This window comes from Haliovirga abyssi, from assembly GCF_030295325.1.
In the GTDB taxonomy this organism is placed as follows: Bacteria; Fusobacteriota; Fusobacteriia; order Fusobacteriales; family Haliovirgaceae; genus Haliovirga; species Haliovirga abyssi.
The window spans coordinates 1,035,131-1,059,062 of the sequence record NZ_AP027059.1 but is presented as its reverse complement, the minus strand read 5'-3'; the positions used below and the strand labels follow the sequence as shown (position 1 = coordinate 1,059,062).

18 protein-coding genes are annotated in these 23,932 nt (G+C 25.9%); 1 reads left to right on the top strand and 17 read right to left on the bottom strand.

From position 1 onward, the window contains the following. From fabZ to RDY08_RS04650, 9 genes are all read right to left on the bottom strand, one after another. Positions 1 to 423, bottom strand: a complete 423-nt coding sequence (fabZ, locus tag RDY08_RS04690; RefSeq protein ID WP_307905275.1) for a 3-hydroxyacyl-ACP dehydratase FabZ — start codon at positions 421 to 423, stop codon at positions 1 to 3. Then, positions 420 to 1,271 carry a UDP-3-O-acyl-N-acetylglucosamine deacetylase gene (gene lpxC / locus RDY08_RS04685; protein WP_307905274.1) on the bottom strand — a complete coding sequence of 284 codons (852 nt, stop codon included), beginning with the start codon at positions 1,269 to 1,271 and terminating at the stop codon, positions 420 to 422. The genes fabZ and lpxC overlap by 4 nt, the downstream gene beginning before the upstream one ends. 8 nt (positions 1,272 to 1,279) lie before the next feature. Then, entirely contained in the window at positions 1,280 to 3,445 is a 2,166-nt protein-coding gene (locus RDY08_RS04680; protein ID WP_307905273.1) for an ATP-dependent helicase, read from the bottom strand. A gap of 168 nt (positions 3,446 to 3,613) precedes the next feature. Beyond that, positions 3,614 to 5,683, bottom strand: coding sequence for a glycine--tRNA ligase subunit beta (glyS, locus tag RDY08_RS04675; RefSeq protein ID WP_307905272.1), 2,070 nt, complete (start codon positions 5,681 to 5,683; stop codon positions 3,614 to 3,616). A gap of 90 nt (positions 5,684 to 5,773) precedes the next feature. Further along, on the bottom strand, positions 5,774 to 6,646 hold the full coding sequence (gene glyQ, locus RDY08_RS04670) for a glycine--tRNA ligase subunit alpha (RefSeq protein ID WP_307905271.1): 873 nt from the start codon (positions 6,644 to 6,646) through the stop codon (positions 5,774 to 5,776). Beyond that, entirely contained in the window at positions 6,643 to 7,113 is a 471-nt protein-coding gene (gene lspA / locus RDY08_RS04665) for a signal peptidase II (RefSeq protein WP_307905270.1), read from the bottom strand. Before lspA ends, glyQ begins: the two co-directional genes overlap by 4 nt. Positions 7,114 to 7,232: 119 nt before the next feature. Further along, positions 7,233 to 10,034 carry an isoleucine--tRNA ligase gene (gene ileS, locus RDY08_RS04660; RefSeq protein WP_307905269.1) on the bottom strand — a complete coding sequence of 934 codons (2,802 nt, stop codon included), beginning with the start codon at positions 10,032 to 10,034 and terminating at the stop codon, positions 7,233 to 7,235. Next, entirely contained in the window at positions 10,027 to 12,585 is a 2,559-nt protein-coding gene (locus RDY08_RS04655) for an ATP-binding protein (protein ID WP_307905268.1), read from the bottom strand. The genes ileS and RDY08_RS04655 overlap by 8 nt, the downstream gene beginning before the upstream one ends. Before the next feature lie 8 nt (positions 12,586 to 12,593). After that, a complete protein-coding gene (locus RDY08_RS04650) occupies positions 12,594 to 14,753 on the bottom strand; it encodes a Tex family protein (RefSeq protein WP_307905267.1) in 2,160 nt (719 codons plus the stop codon). A 204-nt stretch (positions 14,754 to 14,957) separates the two neighbouring features. Between RDY08_RS04650 and RDY08_RS04645 the strand changes: the two genes are divergently transcribed. Next, positions 14,958 to 15,599, top strand: coding sequence for a carboxymuconolactone decarboxylase family protein (locus RDY08_RS04645; protein WP_307905266.1), 642 nt, complete (start codon positions 14,958 to 14,960; stop codon positions 15,597 to 15,599). A 412-nt stretch (positions 15,600 to 16,011) separates the two neighbouring features. Here the strand turns inward: RDY08_RS04645 and RDY08_RS04640 are convergent, their stop codons facing one another. From RDY08_RS04640 to RDY08_RS04605, 8 genes are all read right to left on the bottom strand, one after another. Next, positions 16,012 to 17,616, bottom strand: coding sequence for a BatD family protein (locus RDY08_RS04640; RefSeq protein WP_307905265.1), 1,605 nt, complete (start codon positions 17,614 to 17,616; stop codon positions 16,012 to 16,014). Positions 17,617 to 17,627: 11 nt separating this feature from the next. Next, positions 17,628 to 18,560 carry a tetratricopeptide repeat protein gene (locus RDY08_RS04635; RefSeq protein ID WP_307905264.1) on the bottom strand — a complete coding sequence of 311 codons (933 nt, stop codon included), beginning with the start codon at positions 18,558 to 18,560 and terminating at the stop codon, positions 17,628 to 17,630. A 1-nt stretch (position 18,561) separates the two neighbouring features. Then, positions 18,562 to 19,530: a VWA domain-containing protein gene (locus RDY08_RS04630; protein WP_307905263.1), complete on the bottom strand. Its 969-nt coding sequence runs from the start codon at positions 19,528 to 19,530 to the stop codon at positions 18,562 to 18,564. An 18-nt stretch (positions 19,531 to 19,548) separates the two neighbouring features. Further along, positions 19,549 to 20,523, bottom strand: coding sequence for a VWA domain-containing protein (locus RDY08_RS04625; protein ID WP_307905262.1), 975 nt, complete (start codon positions 20,521 to 20,523; stop codon positions 19,549 to 19,551). Beyond that, entirely contained in the window at positions 20,516 to 21,298 is a 783-nt protein-coding gene (locus RDY08_RS04620) for a hypothetical protein (protein ID WP_307905261.1), read from the bottom strand. Before RDY08_RS04620 ends, RDY08_RS04625 begins: the two co-directional genes overlap by 8 nt. Position 21,299: 1 nt before the next feature. Continuing rightward, the gene (locus RDY08_RS04615; RefSeq protein WP_307905260.1) at positions 21,300 to 22,121 is read right to left on the bottom strand and encodes a DUF58 domain-containing protein; all 822 of its coding nucleotides are present in this window, start codon (positions 22,119 to 22,121) and stop codon (positions 21,300 to 21,302) included. A 130-nt stretch (positions 22,122 to 22,251) separates the two neighbouring features. After that, positions 22,252 to 23,205, bottom strand: coding sequence for an AAA family ATPase (locus RDY08_RS04610; protein ID WP_307905259.1), 954 nt, complete (start codon positions 23,203 to 23,205; stop codon positions 22,252 to 22,254). A 217-nt stretch (positions 23,206 to 23,422) separates the two neighbouring features. Next, on the bottom strand, positions 23,423 to 23,908 hold the full coding sequence (locus RDY08_RS04605; protein ID WP_307905258.1) for a GNAT family N-acetyltransferase: 486 nt from the start codon (positions 23,906 to 23,908) through the stop codon (positions 23,423 to 23,425). Between the last annotated feature and the right edge of the window lie 24 nt (positions 23,909 to 23,932).

Genomic DNA, 23,932 nt, shown 5'->3' with positions numbered 1-23,932 from the left:
CTACTTATCCATTATTGAAAACATTAAAGTTGCTTCCGCTGCTTTTTTCCCATCAACTGTAGCTATTCCTTTTGCTTTCAATATTTTTCCTTTCACCTTTATTATAGAGCATTCAAATCTTAATTGATCCCCCGGTCTTACTGGTGCTCTAAATTTTGCATTTTCAATAGCCATAAAATAAGGAACTTTATCTGAACCTTTTTCCATCATTAAAGCTCCTGTTGCTTGAGCCATTGCTTCTACTATTAACACTCCAGGCATTATTGGATGACCAGGAAAATGTCCTTGGAAAAACCCTTCGTTAATAGTAACATTTTTTATTGCAATAATTTTTTCATTTGGTACTACTTCCAATACCCTATCTACTAATAAAAAAGGGTATCTGTGAGGCAAAACCTCCATTATTTCCATAACATCCATCATTTTGTATCTCCTCCTATTATATTTGAAAGTTTTTTAGCAAATTTCATATCTAAAGCATGTCCTGCTTTTATTGCTATTATATGTCCTTTTATTGTTTTATTTAATATTTTTAAATCTCCTACTAAATCTAAGACTTTATGTCTAACAAATTCATCTTCAAATCTTAACCCTTCTGGATTTAAGACTCCATCATTAGTTACAACTATTGCATTTTCTAAAGTCCCACCTAATGCTAAATTATTTGATTTCAAATACTCAAGTTCATAATCAAATCCAAAAGTTCTGGCTCTTGCAATATCATTTTTAAAAGTTTCTTTATTTATCTCAAATTCAACTAATTGAGATTTCAGATAACTATGATTATAATTTACTGCATAAGTTATTTTATAATCTCCATGTGGCAATCCTACTATATATTTATCTTCTTCTGCAATATATACCGGTTCTAATATTTCTATCACTTCCGCATCTTCATTATATTCCTTTATTCCAGCAATATCTACTAGCTCTATAAAAGGAAATGCACTTCCATCTCCTATTGGCATTTCATTCCCATCTATTTCCACAAAAATATCTGTTATTCCATAGACATATAATGCTGATAAAAAATGCTCAATTGTATATACAGCCACTCCTTTTTTATTTATAATATTTGTTCCTCTTGTGGGATTAAATACATTTTCTAATTTTAATTCAATTTCATTATCTTTTTCTACATCAACTCTTCTGAAAATAATTCCAGATTTAGATTCTGCTGGCAAAAGTCTTAATTTTATATTTTGCCCTTTATGAAGACCTATCCCTTCATATTTAACTTCTTTCATTATAGTTTTTCTTTTATTCCCCATATTACCTCCTAAGATTTTGATAAAAATTTGGAAGCTATTTTTGTTGGAAATTTCTTATCTCCATGTCCTGGAAAATATATATCAACTCTATTTATATCTATTCCTTTTACTTTTCCTTCTCCAAATTTTTTATGAATAACGTAATCTCCAACAGCATAATCACCTTTAAATTTTTTCTTCTTTTTCTTATTCTTTTCTATCTTAGCATTTAATTCAGAAGCAACTTTTGTACTATCATTTTTATATCCATTAGAATTCATATATACTTTTTCATTATTTAGATTTTTCTCTGGCATTTCTCCTATAAATCTAGATGGAACTCTCATAAAGCTTGAATTTCCAAAAGTGGCTCTTGTCCTAGAGTAAGTTATATATAATCTATCTTTTGCTCTAGTTACTGCCACATAACAAAGCCTTCTTTCCTCTTCTAGCTCTTCTTCTGTATTTTCTCTTAAAGATGGAAATAGTTCTTCCTCTGCCCCAACCATAAAGATAACAGGGAACTCTAACCCTTTTGAATTGTGTACAGTCATTAATTTGACATAGTCATCACTTTCATCCATATTATCTGTATTTGCAGACAACGCTATATTTTCAAGATAATCTCCTAATCCAATATATCCATTTTCTTTTTCTAATTCTTGAATACCATTTCTTAATTCATATATATTTTTAACTCTTTCATCTTCATTATTTAATTTAAAAGTATCTAAAATTTTTGTTCTTTCTAATAAAGTATCTATTAAATCAGTAACTGTCTCTTCTTTAGATAAATTTATTAAATCTTCGAATATAGAATAAAGTTTTTTTAATGCAATTCTTGCTTTTGGAGTTATTGTTGAAATATTATCCACATTTTTTATTGCATAAAATAGAGGTACATTCATATCTTCTCTATATTCTTCCAATCTTTTAATTGTTTTTTCTCCAATACCTCTTGAAGGAACATTTATAATTCTTCTAATACTAAAATTGTCAGCTGTATTATTTACCACATTCAAATAAGATATTATATCTTTTATCTCTTTTCTTTGATAAAATTGAACTCCACCAAAAATTTTATATGGTATTTTAGCTTTTATAAATGATTCTTCAAATAGTCTTGATTGAGCATTTGTTCTATATAATATTGCAATATTTTTATATCCACCTACCACATCAACTATTTTTTTTATTTCATTAGATACATGATATGCTTCTTCTCCTGCAGTTTCTGCTTCATATACAGAAATTAATTCTCCGCCTTCTCTATCTGTCCAAAGGTTTTTTCCTCTTGAAGTTTCATTATTTTTTATTAAAGCATTTGCAGTACTTAATATTATATTTGTAGATCTATAATTTTTTTCTAACTTAATAACTGTTGCGTCTTTATAATCCTTTTCAAAATTTAATATATTTCTTATGTCTGCTCCTCTAAATCCATAAATGCTTTGATCTTCATCTCCAACTACGCATAAATTTTTATTTTTAGCAGCAATTTTTGTTATAATATTATATTGTGTTTTATTTGTATCTTGATATTCATCTACCATAATATATTTGTATCTATTTTGCAATTTTTCTAATATTTCTTTGTTATTTAATAACTCATTTGTGTATACCAAGATATCAGAAAAATCAAATGCGTTATTTTCTTTTAATGCTTTTTGATATTCTATATAAATTGATAATATTTTTTTACTATAATAATCAATTGCCATTTTTTCATATTCTAAAGGGAATATCCCTTCTTCTTTTAATTTTGATATTTTAGATAATATTGCTGATGGTTTCAATCCATCGTTATCCATATTTAATTTCTTTAATATACTTTTTATAACTCTCTTTTGATCATCAGAATCATAAATATTAAAATTGCTATCATATCCAACGTGTTTTCCATAAATTCTAAGTAATTTCACACCAAAAGCATGAAATGTCGAAATTTGAATTTTTCCAGAATCTTCTCCAACTAAAGATTCTACCCTTTCTCGCATCTCTTTTGCTGCTTTATTAGTAAATGTTACCGCTAGAATATCATATGGAGATATATTTTTTTCTTTTATCATATGTGCAACTCTATATGTTATTGTCCTAGTTTTTCCACTTCCTGCTCCTGCTAAAATCAAAACAGGTCCATCTAATGTTTCTGCTGCCATTCGTTGCTCTTCATTCAATCCATCCAATATACTCATTATATAAACACCTCTTCATTTTGATACTTATATTATATCAAAATTTCTTGTTTTTTACAAGTATATCAGGGCTTTTCTAATTATAGCCTATATATAATAAGTTTATATCTTTATACAAAAAGTAAAAACAGAGAAAACTTTAGCTTTCTCTGTTTCTACTTTTTATAGTTAATTTATATCTTTAATTTGTGCAACTTTACTAAACAAATCATCTAATTTTTTTAACAATGATATTCTATTGTTTTTTATATCTTCTTTTTTATCCATAACCATTACATTATCAAAATAATTGTTTATTATATTTTTCCCAGAAAGAATATCCATAAAATATTTTTCATAATTTTTATCTATTAAATTTGTTCTATTTCTCTCTTCTAAAGATATTGCGAAATCATATAACTCCTTTTCTTCTTCTTTTTCAAAAAGTTCAGTTGAAATATCTACAATTTTAAAATCTTTTAATATATTTTTAACTCTTTTTATCAAAAGAACTATATCTTCAAAATCCTCTTCTTTTGAAACTTTCGTTAAAACTTCTATTTTTTCTTTTGTTTCATAAATATTATCAAAATCAATTTCTACAACTGATGTGACAATATCCTTTCTATATCCCATATCTACTAGTACATTTATAACTCTATTTTTAAAAAATCCTTTTAAATTTTCAAAAATCTCTTTTTTATCTGATTTTAATATATTTTTCTCTTCATATATATTTAAAGAAGTATTTATAATATCTAAAATAGAGATATTCAAATTGCTATTTAATATTATGTTTACAATCCCCAGTGCTGCTCTTCTTAATGCATAAGGATCTTGTGATCCACTTGGTATAAGACCTACTCCAAAGCACCCAACTATTGTATCAATCTTATCTGAAATAGATGCAATAATTCCTTCAGTAGTTTCAGGAAGAATATCTCCTTGATATCTTGGTAAATAATGCTCAAATATACCTTTCGCTACTGTATCTTTTTCTCCAGCTTTCTCTGCATATTTCATTCCCATAAATCCCTGAAGTTTTGTATATTCTTTTTCAGAAATCATATTAGTAACTAAATCAGATTTTGCTAAATGAATAGTTCTTAATATATCACTTTTTTTATCATCAATATTTAATGCTTTTATCAGTTGTTCTGCTATCTCTTCAGTTCTTTCTATTTTATCATAAATTGTTCCTAAATCTTTTTGAAAAACAACTGTTTTTAATTTCTCTACATTTTCATCTAATGATTTTTTCAAGTCTTCATAATAGAAAAATCTCGCATCAGACAATCTTGCACTTAAAACTTTTTCATTACCTTTTTTTACATTCTCAGAATTTTCTATTCCATTACGAATTAATACAAACTTAGGTAATAATTTCCCTTCATTATCCAATACAGGAAAATATCTTTGATGAGTTTGCATTGTTATAATCAAAACTTCTTGTGGAACTTCTAAAAATTCTGCATTAAATGTTCCTATTATTGGATATGGATATTCTATTAAATTTGTAACTTCATTTAATAGTTCATCATCAATTAAAACTTTTTCTCCTACAGTAGAACATTTATCTTTTATACTTTCTAAAATTTTGTTTTTTCTTTTTTCTATATCATAAATAACATAATTTTCTTCTAATTTGTTAAAATAATCTTGTATATCTTCCACTTCAAAAGATTTTGCTCCAAAAAATCTATGACCATAACTTAGTTTTTCAGTTTTTATATTTTCAATTTCAAAATTTATAAGCTTTGAATCAGCTAATGCCAATATCCATCTTAAAGGTCTGGCAAATTTTAATTTTTTTTCTCCCCATCTCATAGATTTTGAAAAATTCAAATTAAGTATTGTATTTTTTAGTATTTCTGGTAAAAGCTCTAATGTACTTTTTCCTTTTTCAAATTTTTGAGCTGCAATATATTCACCTTTTTCAGTTTTTACAATTTGTAAATCAATTATATCTATTCCTTGTGATTTAGCAAATCCAATTGCTGCTTTTGTTGGTTCACCTAAATTATCATATGCAACTTTTTTTGACGGTCCTATACTTGTTCCACTTAAATCTTCTTGCATATCAGAAACACCTTTTACATTTAAAATTAATCTTCTTGGCGTTCCATATGTTAATATCTCTTCAAATTTTATTCTTGAATTTTTTAAATCTTTTTGCAATATATTTTTTAAATTTTTTAATGCTGGTTGTAAAAATCTTGCTGGTAATTCTTCCACTCCAATTTCTAATAAAATTTCCAACTGTTTTCTCTCCTTTCATGGCAATTACTATTTTTTTAGAACGTTTAAAAAATAAGTTCTTATATTTCTAATAAAATTATAAGGTTATTTTTAATCCGTTCCTAAAAGAGGATGACCTAATTTTTCCCTTTCTTCTACAAAAATTTCAGCACATCTTTTTGCTAAATTTCTAACTTTTAGAATATAGCTCATTCTTTCAGTTGTACTAATTGCCCCTCTCGAGTCTAGCACGTTAAAAGCATGCGAACATTTTAAAACATAATCATATGCTGGTAATACTAAACTATTATCTAAACATTTTAAAGCTTCCTCTTCATACATATCAAACCATTTAAAATGTGATTCTAAAGTTGCAACTTCAAAACTATATCTTGAAAATTCAAGTTCACTTTGAAATCTCATATCTCCATATTTCACATTGTCTGTCCACAAAAGATCATAAACACTATCTTTTTCTTGAATATATAAAGCTAGCCTTTCTAAACCGTATGTAATTTCTACTGGAATTAAATCTAATTCTAATCCTCCAACTTGTTGAAAATATGTAAATTGAGTTATTTCCATTCCATCTAACCATACTTCCCATCCAAGTCCCCAAGCTCCTAATGTTGGCGATTCCCAGTCATCTTCCACAAATCTAATATCATGTTCTTCTGGAACAATCCCTAATACTCTTAAACTTTCTAAATATAAATCTTGAATATTATCTGGCGACGGCTTCATTATTACTTGAAATTGATGATGTTGATAAACCCTATTTGGATTTTCACCATATCTTCCATCTTTTGGTCTACGTGAAGGTTCTACATATGCTGCATTCCATGGTTCTGGTCCAAGTGACATTAAAAATGTATTTGGATTAAAAGTTCCTGCTCCTGTTTCTATATCATATGGATTCCCAATTATACATCCTTGGCTATTCCAATATTTTTGAAGAGCAAGTATCATTTCTTGAAAAGTCATTTACTTTCCTCCTTCTCTGCTTTTTCTTTTTCGAAAAAATATTCTATTAATATAAAAAATACTCCAATATTTATCCATACATCTGCTAAATTAAATATATAGACCCATATACCTCTAAAATCAATAAAATCTATTACAAAGCCTCTAAATACTCTATCTATAAAATTCCCAATAGCTCCACTCATTATGAATATAAAACCTATCCTTGAAAGTATAGAATATTCTTCACCTTTTTTATGAAAATATAATATAATTCCAACAATTGCAATTAATCCAACAAAAACCAAAACCCCTACATGTCCATAAAGCATTCCAAAAGCTACTCCTTTATTTTGTACAAATGTTATGTGAAAAAAATTTTTAATAATCGGAATAGACTCTCCAGGTTTCATTTTTGTTAAAACAAAAAATTTTGTAATTTGATCTAATAATACTGCTAAAATTATAAAAATAACATTTACAATCATTTTTCACCTTCTATATTTTATATTTTTTAATTAATTCTATTCTATTAATTGCATTATCTCAAGTAGGGGCAATTCATGAATTGCCCTTACTCTAAAAACAATTTTACCTGTCTAATGAATTACCCTTCATTAATAACATCTGTACATCTTGGACATAACGTTGGATGTTCTTCATCTTTTCCTAATTCTTCAGAATATTTCCAACATCTTTCACATTTCTCTCCTGGGGCTTTATCTGCTTTAACATATAAATTTTCTATTTCTTCTGTTTTTGTCATTCCTTCAATTTTTGATTCTACTATAGTAACCTTTGAAACTATAAATATATCTTCTAATCTATCATAATTTTCTTTTAGAAGTTCTTTATATTTTTCATCATCACTATATAGTATAACTTCTGCATTAAGTGAATGTCCTATTACTTTATCTCTTCTTGCTGCTTCTAATACTTTATTTACACTTCCTCTTAATTCTATTAATTTTTCCCATTTTTCATCTAGTTCATCATTTAAATATATATCATTTTCTGTAATCCAATCTTCAAGTAATATACTCTCTTTTTCTTTAAGATTTTCTGGCAATATTTTCCAGATTTCTTCTGCTGTAAATGTTAATACAGGAGAAATCAATTTAGTTAATGTAGTTAATATTTCAAACATCACTGTTTGAGCTGCTCTTCTTGCTTCTGAATTTTTAGATGATACATACAATCTATCTTTTAATATATCTAAATAGAACGAGCTCATATATACTGATGCAAAATAATGAATGTCATAAAATAAATTATAAAATTCATATTTTTCATAATTTTCTGTAACTTTTCTTTTTAATCTTTCAAGTTTATTCAATGCCCATTTATCGATTTCTGGCATATTAGAATATTCAACTTTATCTGTACTAGGCTCAAAATCATTAATATTTCCTAAAATATATCTTGCAGTATTTCTAATTCTTCTATAAGATTCTGCCATTTGTTTTAATATATTATCAGAGATTCTAACATCATCTCTATAATCAACTGAAGCACACCATAATCTCAATATATCAGAGCCATATTTATTAATTATTTCCTGTGGTGCAACAACATTACCTGTTGATTTACTCATTTTCAGCCCTTTTCCATCGTTTACAAATCCATGAGTAAGAACTTTTTTATATGGTGCAGCGCCTTTTGTCCCAACAGAAGTCAATAATGAAGTTTGGAACCATCCTCTATGTTGGTCACTTCCTTCTAAATATAGATCAGCAGGCCATTTTAAATTATCTCTAACTTCTAATACCGCTCTATGACTTGATCCAGAATCAAACCAAACATCCATAATATTGCTCTCTTTTCTCAAATGTGTTCCACCACATTTAGGACATTTAGCTAAATCTCCTAATAGTTCTTCAGGAGTATATTTTATCCAAGCATTAGTTCCCTCTTCTTTTACTTTTTCAGCTACTTTTAAGACTGTTTCTTTTGATACAATCTCTTCATTACAAGATTCGCAATAAAATGCTGGAATTGGAACTCCCCAAATTCTTTGTCTTGAGATACACCAGTCAGGTCTTCCTTCTACCATTGAAGTAATTCTATTTCTTCCCCATTCTGGGATAAATTCTACATCATCTAAAGCTTTTAAAGCTTTTTCTCTTAAATCACTATCTTCAACTTTTACAAACCATTGTTCTGTTGCCCTAAATATTACAGGATTTTTACATCTCCAACAATGTGGATATGAATGTTCAATCTCTTTTGTTTTTAATAAATGCCCTGTTTTTTCTAAATGCTCTATTATTGCCACATTTGCTTTTGAATAATAAAGCCCTGCAAATTCTCCAGCATCTTCAGTTAAAACTCCTTTATTTGTTATAGGTGATATTATTGGCAATTTATATTTCGTACCAACTACATAATCATCTTGTCCATGTCCAGGAGCAGTATGTACACAACCTGTACCAGCTTCTAATGTTACATGTTCTCCTAATATTACTAAAGAGTCTCTTCCTAAAAATGGATGTGCACATTTTACATATTCCAGTTCACTTCCAATTACCTCTTTTATAATTTCATAGTCGCTTATTTCCATTTCTGCCATTGATTGTTCTAACATACCTTTTGCTAATATTAAAATACCTTTTGAAGTTTTTACAAAAACATATTCAAATCTAGGATGTATCGATATTGCAATATTACCTGGTAATGTCCAAGGAGTTGTAGTCCATATAACTACTGATACTTTTTCATCTTCTGATAATCCTAAATTAAATTTGCTGTTTAAATCATCTTTTACTTCAAATTTTACATAAATAGATGGAGAACCAATATCTTGATATTCTATCTCCGCTTCTGCTAATGCTGTTTGACAACTAGGACACCAATGTATAGGTTTTAATCCTTTAAATATATAATTATTTTCATATAGATCAGCAAATACCTCTAATTGTTTTGCTTCAAATTTAGGATTTAAAGTTAAATATGGATCATCCCATTCTCCTAACACTCCTAATCTTTTGAAATCTTCTTTTTGTTTATCTACAAATTTAAGAGCGTGATCTTTACATTTATCTCTTATTTCTAATTCTGACATATCTTTTACTTTTGACCCTAATTTTTTAGTTACTTGTAATTCTATTGGCAATCCATGAGTATCCCATCCAGGAACATATGGAGCTTTATATCCTCTTAATCTTTTATATTTCAAAATAATATCTTTTAAAATTTTATTTAGTGCATGACCTATATGAATATTCCCATTAGCATATGGAGGCCCATCGTGTAATATGAATTCCAATTCCTTACCTTCTAAACTTTTTTCATAAATTTTTTCATTCTCCCAATACTTTAATATCTCCGGCTCTTTATGAGGTAAATTTGCTTTCATTTTAAATCCTGTTTTCGGCAAATTTAGTGTACTTCCATAATCTTTTTTATCCATTATTATTGTTACCTCCTTCGTATATTTCAAAAATTAATATAAATTTTGTTCCTTTTCCTTCTTCAGATTCAATTGTTATTTTTCCATTATGTGATTGTACTATATCTGATACTATTGCTAATCCAAGACCTGTTCCTTGTACCTTATTTGTTACAAATGGTTCAAAAATTCTTTCTAACTTTTCAGCTGGAATTCCTACTCCATTATCCTCAAATGTTACTTCAACTATTTTTCCAAGTTTTTTAGTTTTTATTTTAATTATTCCATCATTTCCTGCAATAGCTTCTATACTATTTTTTATTAAATTTAAAAAAACTTGTTTTAATCTATTTCTATCAAAATTAAATATAATATCTTTACTAATATCTAATTCTAATTTTATATTATTACTTTTTATTACTTTTTTAAAATTTAAAATTGATTCCTCTAATACAACTTTTAAGTTATTTTTAGTAAATATATATTTTTTATTTTTAGAATAATCTAATAACATTGTTGATAACTCATCTAATCGTGTAACTTCACTTTTTATTATATTCATATAATATTCTATTTTTGTATCACCTTTATACTTTTTCAATATTATATCTGCAAAGCCTTTTATGCCAACCAGTGGCGTCCTTATTTCATGTACTATAGAGCTTGCTAATTTCCCTATTGCATAAACTCTCTCATTTTTCAAACTCATTTTTTCAAGTTTTTGTTTTTCTAAATATATAGATATTGTATTAATAAATATTTTTAATATATCAATATCATCTTTTTCTATTAATCTATCATTAGAAAAATTATCTACTATAATAATTCCATAAATATTATTTTCATAAGCTATTGGAACTAATGCAAATCTTTCTATTCCTAATGTGTTTATAAAATCTGAGCCCAGATTATGAGCTTCTGCTTTATCATTAAAATAAACTATCTCTTTGCTCTTTATTGCCTGTGTTATTAAATTGTTTTCATTAAAAGGTATCTTTATAAATTTGGCTATTTCATCTAACATATCATTTGTTATTTTAGGCATTTTTTTAACTTGAGAAATTAATTCATCTACATCATCTATCTTTTTATTGTATTCTTCATTAATAAGTTTTAAACTTAGCGATGAAAATTTTCCTACAAATTCATTTTTATTTTCATTGTATTCTAAATAAATTGCCCTACTATAACTAAGACCAATTTCAGAAGTTAAAGTAGTCGTTAAATAATATAAAGCTTTAAAAAAATCTTTTTCTATATGTATTAATGAAGATGTTTTTTCTATTACTTTTAATTTTTTCACAGTATCTAAAATCTTTTTATTTTGTTCTTCTAATTTTAATATTGCAATATTAAGATGTTCTACCATTGTATTATAGGATTTCCCCAAAATTTTTATCTCGCCTTTAAGATTTCTAATATTAATTCTTTTTGAAAAATCCCCTTTTGCAATTTTTTGAGAAATATCTGCCATTTCTATTAACGGATTTATCATTTTATATATATAAGCTCCTAAAATTAATGAAGTCACTATTATAAAAATAATTCCTAATCCAATAATATAATTCAAAATCCTCATTTTAGAGTCTATTATTGATTCTTTTGATACTGCAACTCCTATAAATCCAATTGTATCTCCTGAAATATTAAATAGCGGAGTATATCCTATTTCATATTTATTTTTTTCTATTATTTTATTTTCCAATAAATTTTGTTGAGGATTTTTTTTATGCTCTTTAACTTCATCCTGTGAAAGAATAGCATATCCTTTCTTTAAATTAAAATCCCCAAAAAGATATTTATTATCTTTTAATATAAATAATTTGAAATTATTTTTACTTGCGACTCTATTCCTTATATCTTCTAAAAAATCATAATTTATAACATTGCTTATAACTAATCCTAAAATATCTGAATGATAATAGTTTATTCCAATTAATGCTCCAGAACGCATCACAAACCTATTTTGAGATTTTATATAATCTATCCCTGTTAAATTCATTCTTTTATTTGAATATTTTTCTCTACTTTTCAGTAAAAAACTTTTTAAAAATGTTTTATTATCCTTTAATGAATAATCTATTCCTAAATAGCTATTTCTTATTTCAGCTTCAACATCTCCATTTGTATTTACAAAAGATAAAATTGTATTTAAATCTTCTTTAGAATGAGTTTGGTATAATTCATTTTTTAAAAAAGATAACATTCTAATTAAATAAATTTTTGAGTTTCCTTCTTTTATATTTTTGTATGTATATGAATAAGTCCCTTTTTCTTTATTATAATGCGGGAATGTATTTTTTAAAACTGTGCCATCTCTTAATAATCTTAATGTTTCTTGTGCTTGTGAGGCTAACATAACATTTTTTTCTAAATTGTTTTCTATTGTTTTGTATGCTATTTTTACTCCATTTGTTAAATTATCTGTTTCTTTTTGTAAATTTTTCTCTTGTTGATAAAAAACTGTTTGTAAAAATAACATAATAATAGATACTGCCATTATTACTATAATTAAATTTACTGACGACAACAACCTAAATAAAAGTGAATCTAGTTGGAGCTTTTTTTTCATATAGACCCCTATCCTTTCATTGTAAGTGAAACCCTTCCTCTTTTTTCATCTAATTCTTTTATTTTTACTTTTACAATATCTCCTACTTCTAATTCTAATGTCGCATCTTGAATAAATTTCTTTCCCATCTCTGAAACGTGCAATAATGCATCATTTTTCAAACCTATATCTATAAAAGCGCCAAATTTAACTACATTTCTAACTGTTCCTTCTAATTCCATTCCCTCTTTTAGATCACTCATTTTTAAAATATTCTCTTTTAATAGAGGTTGTGGTAAATTTTCTCTAGGATCTCTTTTAGGCTTTAATAGCGAAGCATATATATCTTTTACTGTCTCTTCTCCATAATTAGTTTTATCAATAAATCCTTTAATATCAAATGATCTTAATTTACTTATAACTTCCTCTGTATTATTTTTGAATTCCTTTAAATTTGAATCAATATCTTTTAATATCTCTTCTGCAATACTATATGACTCTGGATGAATTATTGTATTATCTAAAACATTTTTACTCTCTGGTACAACTATAAATCCTGCTGCTAATGTATATGCCTTTTCTCCTAATCCTTTTACTTTTTTCAGCTCTTTTCTGCTCTTAAATTTTCCATTTTCATTTCTATATTCCATTATATTTTTAGCTACTTTTTTATTAATACCAGAAACAAAACTAAGCAAAGCCCAAGATGCTGTATTTAAATTTACTCCAATATCATTAACTACGCTTTCAACTGTATTTTCTAATGCTATTCCTAATTTTTTCTGATTTACATCATGTTGATACATCCCTACTCCAATTGATTTTGAATCAATTTTTACTAATTCTGCTAATGGATCTTGTACTCTTCTTGCAATGGAAATCCCGCCTCTTTCTGTAACATCTAGATCAGGAAATTCCTCTTTTGCTAATTTAGATGCTGAATAAACAGAAGCACCTGCTTCATTTGCTATTACATAATATACTTTTTTACCAAAATCATTTTCACTTATAATTTCAGCAGTAAGCTTTTCTGTTTCTCTAGAACCTGTCCCATTTCCTATTACAACCAAATCAATATCATTCTCTAATATTAATTTTTTTATTTTTTCTTTTGCTTCTATTAATTTTTTATCTCCACTAACTAAATATACCACATCACTTTTTATGAAAAATCCCAATTTATTTATTACTACTATTTTACAACCTGTTCTATATCCTGGATCTATTCCTAAAATATTTTTTTCATAAATTGGCGGCTGCATTAATAAATTTTTTAAATTCTTTTGAAATATCTTTATAGAATCATTTTCTCCTTGCTCTGTTAAAATATTTCTAACTTCTCTTTCTATTGATGGTAATATCAATCTATCTAAACTATCGTTTATAATATCAACATATAAGTTTTTTAAATTAATATTTTTATAATTATATAAAATGAAATTTAAAATTCTATCTCTTGATATATCATCAAATTTTATTGCTACTCTAATTATTTTTTCTTTTTCTCCTCTATTTACAGCCATAATTCTATGTGAAGGGATATATTTTACATTTTCACTATAATCATAATAATCTTGATAAACACCTTTTTCATCTTTTTCTCTATTTTTCTCTATAACAGAAGATATTATTTTTCCTTTTTTACTCATTAAATCTCTAATAAATTCTCTATATTTTATATTTTCAGATATCTCTTGTGCAATTATCAGTTTTGCTCCGTCTAATGCTTCTTCTATTGTTGTTATCTCTTCATTAATATATTTTTCAGATTCTGAATTTATATCTTTAATATTTATATCTTTTCTTTGCATAAATATAGCTAATGGCTCTAATCCACGTTCTTTAGCTATATCTGCTTTTGTTTTCCTTTTCTTTTTATACGGAAGATATAAATCTTCAACTTCTTGTAGCTTTATAGCTTTTACTATTTTAGTTTTTAATTCTTCTGTTAATTTCCCTTGCTCCTCTATAGTTACTAATACTTCTTCTTTTCTTTTTTCTAAATTTCTAAGATAATTTATTCTATCTAGCACATCTCTAATTTGTTCTTCATTTAGATTTCCAGTCATCTCTTTTCTATATCTAGCAATAAATGGAACTGTAGCTCCATCATCAGATAATTTCAAAGTATTTTCCACCTGAAAATGATTTAAATTAAGTTCTTTCTCTACTATTTTGACTAAGTCCAAATCTATACCTCCAAATTTTGAATTATGAAATATTATATCACAATTACTCTTTTTTGTAAATAATAACTGAAACTTCCCTAGGGTATAATTGACAGATGCTTAATTCCGATGGTATAATATAAGGAATAGCAAAATTTCACACTATCTAAATTTGAAAAGCCTTATATAAAATCCACATGATACCATAAAAAAAGGAGGTTAATCATGAAAAAAATTATTTCATCAATTTTTATTATTCTAGAACTGTTTTTATTAAACAGTTGCACAACTACTAAAAAGCACTTTCAACCTGCAGATGTTATTGACCCTTTACCCAGAGGAAAAAAATCATGGACATACGAAGTGGATAAATCCATGAAAAGTTTAATCAATCCACCAGAAAAGATCTCTTATTTTTCTAAAACACTACTTAATAAAGCTGAAAAAAAATTTGGAAAAGAGCTTTTACCAGGAAGAATTCTTACTTGGTCAACTGATTTAGGAGTAGCTTCTGGAGTTCTTGAAATGTATATTGAAAAAGGAGCTGCTAAAATTTTAAAGCCTCGTTTGATTTATCTTATACGTATGCAGGTGTCATATTATGTTTCTTGCCCTTTTGCCATTGATGTAAATTCGTGGCAATATAAAGATTATAAAATAACTCCTGAAGAAATTCAAGGATTGCAGTGTAAAAAGAAATTAAGCAAAATTAGTAGCTTTTCCAAAAGAGAATTAACAGCATTAAGATACTCTCGTGCTTTGTCTAAAACTCCAGTAAGTTTTGATGGTAAACTTTTAGGGGATGTTCGCCGATTATTCTCACCAGAGGAAATTGTAGCTATCTCAACCCCAATGTCATCAAGCTAAGGATTTTATAAAAACTCTACTCCTCCCTTGTTGTCGGTTTCTCTTATCTAAGAGAAACCTATAGCGTGGATATTTGGCTTTTTTAATGCTTTTTTCTCAATATTCTGCACTTTAGTTTTCTCTTAGCCAAGAGAAAACGCTAAGAAGGAAGGAGTTGGTCTTTTGATTTGCATTAATTCCCCTTAGCTTGATGACATTGATCTCAACCCTAGCGGCCAAGGTCAACTATTGGGCTAGACTTATAGAAGCCTGGAGAGTAAAACCTGCTGGATATACTACTGAGCCAATTTTAAAGATTAAAAAATATAATACTTTTGATCGTAAAAAATAGAGGAATATTATAATAAATCTACTGTATGGGCGAGGTCTTCTCGCCCATAACAGGAAAACTCTTTTTCTACACTATTAAAATCTAAATTTTCTTTAAAATTATTTTTATATCTTTTTTTATTTCGTTCACTTCTTCATACTCTTTATTATTAAATTTTGATATTATTTTTATTATATCCTCATCATTTATTTTTTCTTTTAACGATTTCATACTAAATGCTTTTATATTAATTGCATATTTATCTTTTAAAACATCAGCAAAAAGGTCATATACCTCATCTACAGTTTTACATTTTCTCATTTTACTATTTATATTATCTTTTGTTCTATTTAATATAATTATAACTATTAACAATATTAACAAAACAAAAATAACCACTATTATTATATATGCTAAAATTTTATTTATTTTTATTACGAAATAATTATTATTACCTTCTTTAGTAATTACATTATTAACTGGTAATGTTGATATATTTAACTCTTCTTGATTATTATTGTATGAATTTGCTATATTATTTTGTTTCATTGTGCCAGTCACTTTTATTTTAAAACTTTTAACTTTTGCTATTTCATATTTCCCACTAGTTGGATTAAAATATGGTATTTCTATTCCAGGAAATACCAATTCTCCTGTTTTTTCTGGTATAATTATTATATCAAATTGTTTTTTTGCTAAATATTTACCATTTTCAAAATCTTCACTTGATTTTTTTAAAGATTCATAAATTTTAAATCCTTTTATATTTGATTTTATTATTTTATCCACATTATCTAAATTACAATCACCAAAAAGTTTTATTGTTAGTGTAGTTGAATCCCCATAATTTATATTTTTAGATAAAATATTACTTTCTATATTTAGGTTTCCAATTATACCAGTGAAATTTTTAGGTTGCCCATCTAATGGCAATTTTAAAACATTTACTATTTTTTCTTTAGTCATTAAAATTTTAGGCTTTGTTGTATTAAAAAATCCGAAATCATCATTTGTAGCTATATTAGCTTGAAAAGCAAATGATGGAATTTTAATTTCACCACTATTCAAAGGAGTTAATATTGATTCATAAACTCTTTTTTTTACATATTTTTTACCATTTATATATACATAACTTCCTTTTAATTTATCTTGATCTGTTGTTTTTACCATAAATTTATCTAAATTCATTTTATCAGTAAATCCATAACTATTAACATTATAACGAGTATACAAATCATATGCTAAAATCAATTTCTCTCCAAAATATATTTTATCTTTTGAGATTACAGTTTTTAAAAATATATTTTTTGCAAATCCCGTCTGTTGCGAAGCCTTTGTAACACTTATATTTAATATATTGCTTTCATATATCTTTCCTTTATATTTTACAGTTGCTTTCAAAGGGTACTCACCTTTTTGTGTAGCCAGTATTGTGTAATTATAATTAACTGATTCTGTCTTTTTAAAATTAATTATTGTAGTTTGAGTAGAGCTTGATTTAGACACTACCTTAAAATTATTTAATCCATTTATTGATAATGCTTTCGCTCCCTTCATATTGTTTAATGCAACTGATAAATTAGCTGTCTCTCCTATAGGAATTTGTATTGTGTCTATATCTAAAGTAATACTAGGAGTTGCAGCTAACATTACTATTGAATTTATCATTAATAAAATTATAAAAATTATATGTTTTATACTCTTCATTTTTCTCACCTCTACCAATCATATTTTTCTTGCGTATTATTTTGTTGCATTTTTAATTGCTGATTGTTCTTTAAATCTGTTTTTTCTTTCTTTTCTAATGACTGTAAAATTTTTAATGCTTCTTGCAGATTAACTTTTTTCATATTTTTGCTGTCTTTTGATTTGTCTTTATCTTTTTTTGATTGCTCTTTATTAGCTTTTGATTCGTTTTGTTGATTTTTATCTTTCTTTTTAGAATTTTTATTTTGTTTATTATCTTTTCCATCTTTTTTATCAGATTTCTTTTGATTATCTTTTCCAGTTTTATTCTTATTATCTTTATTGTTTTTATTTTGTTTTTTATTATCTTTATCAGAGTTTTTATTCTTATTTTTCTTATTATCTTTATTATTCTTGTCTTTTTTATTTTTATTCCTGTTTTTATTTTGTTGTTTCTGCTTATTTAATTTATCTAAAAGCTTTTTTACATATTCATAGTTAAATTTCAATTCCATATTATTCGAATTCAATTTTATTCCTTTTTTATATTCTTCTAATGCTGATTTATATTGTTTTATTTTATCGTCTAATTTTTTAGAACCATCTCCAATTCTTTTATAAGAATTCCCTGCTTGTTTAAAATCTTTAGTTTTTTCATAGAATTCAGTTGCAACATCATATTTTTTTTCACTATAATAACTATTAGCTATATTTTTATTTAATACTTTATTATTCTCATCTAATTTTAATCCTTCTTTATATTGAGATATTGCTTTTTTATAGTCTTTAGATTTATAAAAATCATTACCATTATTTATTATAGAGTATAATTTTTCATTTTTTGTAATATATTTAATAGAAGAACCAGTAGTAATTCTAGTAGTCGCTCCAAATGAAGAAATTCCAATTATCAACATTAAAAACAAGTTTATTATTTTAATATTTACTATTTTAATTCCTTTCATTTCAATCTCCTCTCTTTCCATATAAATATCCCATTAAAAAAATTAAAATTCCTATTCCTAAAAAGTATTGATATAATTTTTTATATATTTTTAATTTTTCTATTCCCAATTCTTCTCTTTTTAATAAATTTATTTTACTAGTTAGCTTTTGAATCTCATCTCCTGCAATAGTTGACATATAAAATTTCCCATTTCCATTTTTTGCAATTTCTTCTAATGTTTTTACATCCAATTTTGACAATACATAATTTCCTTTTTTATCTTTTTTATAATCTATTCTATTGCCTATTTTATCAACTATAGGTATCAAACTTCCTTTTAAACTTCCAACTCCAATTGTATATATTTTTATACTTTTGTCTATTTTTTCAGACTCATTAATTCCACTTTCATTATGTACTTCCCCATCACTTATTAATATTATAACTTTATCCCCTTTAGCAGATTTTTTAAATGAGGCTTCTGCTAATTCTAATGCTTTTTTTATATTAGTTCCTCCACCTGAAATCATATTAGTATCTATTACATCCAAAAACATTTTAGCCATATCATAATCATCTGTTAATGGCATTTGTATATACGCAGTTGAGGAAAACGGAATAAATCCAACTCTATCCCCTTTTAATTCATCTATTACACTTGATATAATCTCTTTTGACCTTCTTATTCTACTTGGCTTGATATCTTCTGACAGCATACTCTTAGACACATCTATTAAAAAATAGATATCTAATCCCTTTTTTTGATATTTTTCATATCCTTTAAAAAATTCGGGGTCAGTTAATGAAAAAACAATTAAAAAAACTCCTAATATCATTATGAAAATTGATAATTTTTCTTTCTTTTTGTTAAATGGAAATCTTATTAAATTTATAATATTCACTTTTTTTTGATAGCCTAAATAAAATATTGCTATCAATATAACTAATAATAAAAGATAATAAAATCCATTTATATTCCCAAAATTCATTTTTGGACTCCTCCATCTCTATGGTATTTTTATATATATTAATTTTTCTAAAATTATTCCTAAAATCATAAATAACAATCCAAACAACAACCATAAGTAATACAGCTCTTTATATTGAAATGTTTTTTTTGATTTAATCTTAGTTTTTTCCAACGAATTTATTGTTTTAAAAATATTTTCAAGAGAATTTTTATCTTTTGCTCTAAAATATTTTCCTTCTGTTGCATTAGCAATTTTTTTTAATAATCCTTCATCTAATCCACCGGTAAATTGCCTATAAGTAACTATATTTCCATAACCATCTTTTACAGGCATTATAGTTTTATTAGTACCTACTCCAATTGTATATATTTTTATTCCAGTATCTTTTGCTAATTTCATTGCTGCTTCTGGTGAAATTAATCCTGCATTATTATCTCCATCTGTTAATAATATTATAACTTTTGATTTTGCTTTACTATTTTTTAATCTATTTACAGCTACAGCTATTCCCATTCCAATTGCTGTTCCATCTGTATTCACATCTTTTGTAGTTGTCTTAGCTATAGCTTCATCCAATACATTATAGTCTATAGTTAGCGGTATCTTCGTATATGCTGTCCCTGAAAATATAACAAAAGAAATTCTATCATTTTCCCTTTTATCTACAAACTTTTTTAATACATCTTTTGCTACTTCTATTCTACTTGGCTTAAAATCTACACTTTCCATACTCCCTGATACATCTAATGCCAATGCAATATCTATCCCTTTTTTATAAATATTTTTATTTTGTTCAACTAATTGCGGTCTTGACAATGCTACTAGCAAAAGAATTATTCCTAGTAAAATTAGCCATTCTCCAATTTTATGTTTTATAGTTTTATGCGCACTATATTTTTTTATAGTTGCTATACTTGAAAATTCGATTGAGCTATTTTTTCTTTTCATAAAAAACAAATATATCACTATTGGAATAAAAAGTAAAAAATAGTAACTTGCAAATCTAAACATTTTTTCCTCCATTTTGAATAATATTTATTTTTTCTAATTTATCTATAATATCTTTTAATTCATTAAGCATAATTTCTTTTTCAGTTTCATCTGATGATATATTTTGATATTTATAATTATATGCTACTTCTAACCATTTTAATATATCTTCTCTTATATTTTGAAAAAAGTCATACTTTCCTAATTCTAATTCAGTTTCTTTTTGTGTTTTATCAAAAATATTTACATTAAACTTCTTTTCTAAATATTTTTTTAGTGCAAAACTCCAAACTTCCAAAGAATTTTTACTGCTTTTATTTTTCAAAATTAATTCAAAATATTCTTTTGGTGACATTTTCTTATCTTTTTTACGTTTTATTATTCTATACACTATATATGCTATAATTAAAATTATTAAGAATAAAACAGATATATACAATAAAATCGTAACAGGTATAGGTTTTTTTATATTTTGGTTATCCAATGAATTTTCTATAACATCTTTATTTTTAAATTTATTCAAACTGGTTTTAACATCTATTTTTATTATTTTGTTCCCTATCTTAATTTTATTTATACCAGTATTAAAACTTCTAAATTCTATTATATAATTTCCATCTATATTTTCAATTTTTTCTATTTCAAAATCTTTAAAACTATTTTTTATCTCTTTTTCAGAAGTGTCTCCTGAAATTTTCAATCTAATTAAATCTCCAATATAAATAGGTTTTTCACTTGAAAATACGCTCTGTGAAAAAACAACTAATAAAATTATTAAGCTAATAATCTTTTTCATATTATCTCCTCATCCTTTTTTTAAAAAATAACATTAAAGGTTTTACAAAATCCATATCTGTATATACATTTATCATATTTTTAGAAAATATTTTCAATTGACTAGACAATTCTAAACTTCTTTTACTGTTGTCAATTATAACTTCTTCGCCAGTTTCAAGGTCTCTAAAGCTAAATATAGCACCTTTTGGTATTAATGATTCACTTCTATCAATTATTCTAATTAAAATAATATCGTGTTTCATCTTTAATTTTTTCAATTCATCTTCATATCCCTCATCTAAAAAATCCGATATTATAAAAACAACACTTTTCTTTTTTTCAAATCTAAAAAAATATTCCAATGCTTTTTTAATATCTGTTTTTCTATTTTTAGGACTATATTCTAATATAGATTCTATAATTGATAAAACGTGTTTTTTCCCCTTTTTAGCAGGAACTATTTTCTCTACTTCATCTGTAAATAACATACCACCAATTTTATCATTATTTTTCAATGCTGAAAATGCCAATGTAGCTCCAATTTCTGCAATCATATTTTTCTTATCTCCATAAGTTGTAGAACAAGACATATCAATCAACAAGAAAAAATTCAATTCTCTCTCTTCTTTAAATTTTTTAACATAAGCTTTATTTTGGCGAGCTGTTACATTCCAATCAATATTCCTTATATCATCCCCAAGAGAATACTCTCTTATCTCTTCAAATTCCATTCCGTTTCCTCTAAATACCGAATGATACTCTCCAGTAAATATCTCTTCCGCTATCCTATTAGACTTTATCTCTATCTTCCTAAGCTTTTTTAAAATCTCTTTATCAACCATAATTTCACCTACTTAATTTTTTTCTTTTCTTTATATTTTTGCCTTTTTTTATATTTTATCTGTGCCCATCCAGTGGTTAAAAATCTTCTTATATTTTATTTTTTATTTTTTATATTATTAACTATCCCCTCTACGGTATATTAACACTTCCTAATATATTTTCAATAATATCCTCTACTTTCAAATCTTCAGCTTCTGCCTCATATGTCAAAATTAATCTGTGCCTCAAAACGTCATATGCAATCTCTTTTACATCATCGGGAATTACATAGTTTCTTCCGTTTAAAAATGCAATTGCTTTTGAAGCTAATATTAAATTAATAGAAGCTCTTGGAGATGCTCCACACTCTATATAATCTGATTTTTCTCTTGATTTAAAGACTATATCCAACACATAATTTTTTAGTTCATCACTTACATAAACTTTTCTTACTAATTCTCTAATTTCAAATATATCTTTTTTAGAAACTAAAGCTTCCAATTTTGTATCTTCAATTCTATCTTCTCCTGTTAATCTATCAATTATTATCTTTTCTTCATCTTTTTTTGGATAATCTACATTTAATTTTAACATAAATCTATCTTGTTGAGCTTCTGGCAAAGGATACGTTCCCTCTTGTTCTAATGGATTTTGAGTAGCTAACACCAAAAATGGTCTGTCCAATTGATAACTTTCTTCACCTATTGTTACTTGTTTTTCTTGCATTGCTTCTAAAAGTGCTGATTGAACTTTCGCAGGTGCTCTATTTATTTCATCTGCTAATATAATATTGCTGAATATCGGTCCTTTTTTTGTTATAAATTCTCCTGTTGGTTGATTATACATTCTTGTACCTATTACATCTGCTGGCAAAAGGTCTGGTGTAAATTGTATTCTATTAAATTCTGTTCCCAAAACTTTTGATATTGTACTCACTGTTAATGATTTTGCAAGTCCAGGGACTCCTTCTAATAAAACGTGTCCTCCAGTAAATATACCTACTAAAATTCTGTCTACCATATAATCTTGACCTACAATCACTTTTCCTATTTCTAACTTTAATTTTTCTACTGTTTTAGCTTTTTCTTTTATTAATTCTTCCAATTTATTCCCTCCTCAAATTAATTTTTTGTATTTTACTTTGCTAAATTAAGCTTAAACATATTATACATCAAAATAGCAAAAAAATTAAATTAATTTTTTTTAATAATTCAAATTTTATAATGTAAAAGAATTTATAGATAGTGAATATAATTTGAAATGTATAATGTGAAATTGAAAATTAAAAAAAGCTGAAAATTAATTCAGCTTTTTCACAATTTTATAATATATACTGCAAACATTCCACATCAATATAGTTGTCAAATTTATATCCCACTTCTTTATAATATGCAGCTTTAGTAAATCCTAACTTTTCGTGTAATTTTATGCTTCCTTCATTAGGAATTGCTATTACACTTATTAAACTATGCATATTCTCCATTTTTTTAGCTCTATTCATTAATTCTTTTAATAATTTTGTCCCAATCCCTTTTCTGTCATATCCCTTTTTTAAATAAACTGTAACTTCAGATACTCTATTATACGCTTCTCTACTTTTCCATAAACCTATATAAGCATATCCTAAAATTTCATTTTCCTCTTCAAATACTATCCAGCAATATTTATTAGAAATTTCTTTTATTCTATTCTCCATCTCTTTACTATCTATTTTTTCTAATTCAAAAGTAATTATTGTATTTTCAATATAATAATTATAAATATCACATATTGCTTTACTATCTTCTAATTTTACATCTCTAATCATATGTTAAACCTCCTCTAAAAGCTT

What these genes read in the sequence shown, in the direction of transcription:
- lspA (WP_307905270.1), bottom strand. Translation starts at nt 7,113, where the DNA reads ATGATTGTAAATGTTATTTTTATAATTTTAGCAGTATTATTAGATCAA.
- RDY08_RS04630 (WP_307905263.1), bottom strand. Translation starts at nt 19,530, where the DNA reads ATGAATTTTGGGAATATAAATGGATTTTATTATCTTTTATTATTAGTT.
- RDY08_RS04625 (WP_307905262.1), bottom strand. Translation starts at nt 20,523, where the DNA reads ATGTTTAGATTTGCAAGTTACTATTTTTTACTTTTTATTCCAATAGTG.
- ileS (WP_307905269.1), bottom strand. Translation starts at nt 10,034, where the DNA reads ATGGATAAAAAAGATTATGGAAGTACACTAAATTTGCCGAAAACAGGA.
- RDY08_RS04620 (WP_307905261.1), bottom strand. Translation starts at nt 21,298, where the DNA reads ATGAAAAAGATTATTAGCTTAATAATTTTATTAGTTGTTTTTTCACAG.
- RDY08_RS04605 (WP_307905258.1), bottom strand. Translation starts at nt 23,908, where the DNA reads ATGATTAGAGATGTAAAATTAGAAGATAGTAAAGCAATATGTGATATT.
- RDY08_RS04655 (WP_307905268.1), bottom strand. Translation starts at nt 12,585, where the DNA reads ATGAAAAAAAAGCTCCAACTAGATTCACTTTTATTTAGGTTGTTGTCG.
- RDY08_RS04615 (WP_307905260.1), bottom strand. Translation starts at nt 22,121, where the DNA reads ATGGTTGATAAAGAGATTTTAAAAAAGCTTAGGAAGATAGAGATAAAG.
- RDY08_RS04635 (WP_307905264.1), bottom strand. Translation starts at nt 18,560, where the DNA reads ATGAAAGGAATTAAAATAGTAAATATTAAAATAATAAACTTGTTTTTA.
- RDY08_RS04640 (WP_307905265.1), bottom strand. Translation starts at nt 17,616, where the DNA reads ATGAAGAGTATAAAACATATAATTTTTATAATTTTATTAATGATAAAT.
- lpxC (WP_307905274.1), bottom strand. Translation starts at nt 1,271, where the DNA reads ATGGGGAATAAAAGAAAAACTATAATGAAAGAAGTTAAATATGAAGGG.
- RDY08_RS04680 (WP_307905273.1), bottom strand. Translation starts at nt 3,445, where the DNA reads ATGAGTATATTGGATGGATTGAATGAAGAGCAACGAATGGCAGCAGAA.
- glyQ (WP_307905271.1), bottom strand. Translation starts at nt 6,646, where the DNA reads ATGACTTTTCAAGAAATGATACTTGCTCTTCAAAAATATTGGAATAGC.
- fabZ (WP_307905275.1), bottom strand. Translation starts at nt 423, where the DNA reads ATGATGGATGTTATGGAAATAATGGAGGTTTTGCCTCACAGATACCCT.
- RDY08_RS04645 (WP_307905266.1), top strand. Translation starts at nt 14,958, where the DNA reads ATGAAAAAAATTATTTCATCAATTTTTATTATTCTAGAACTGTTTTTA.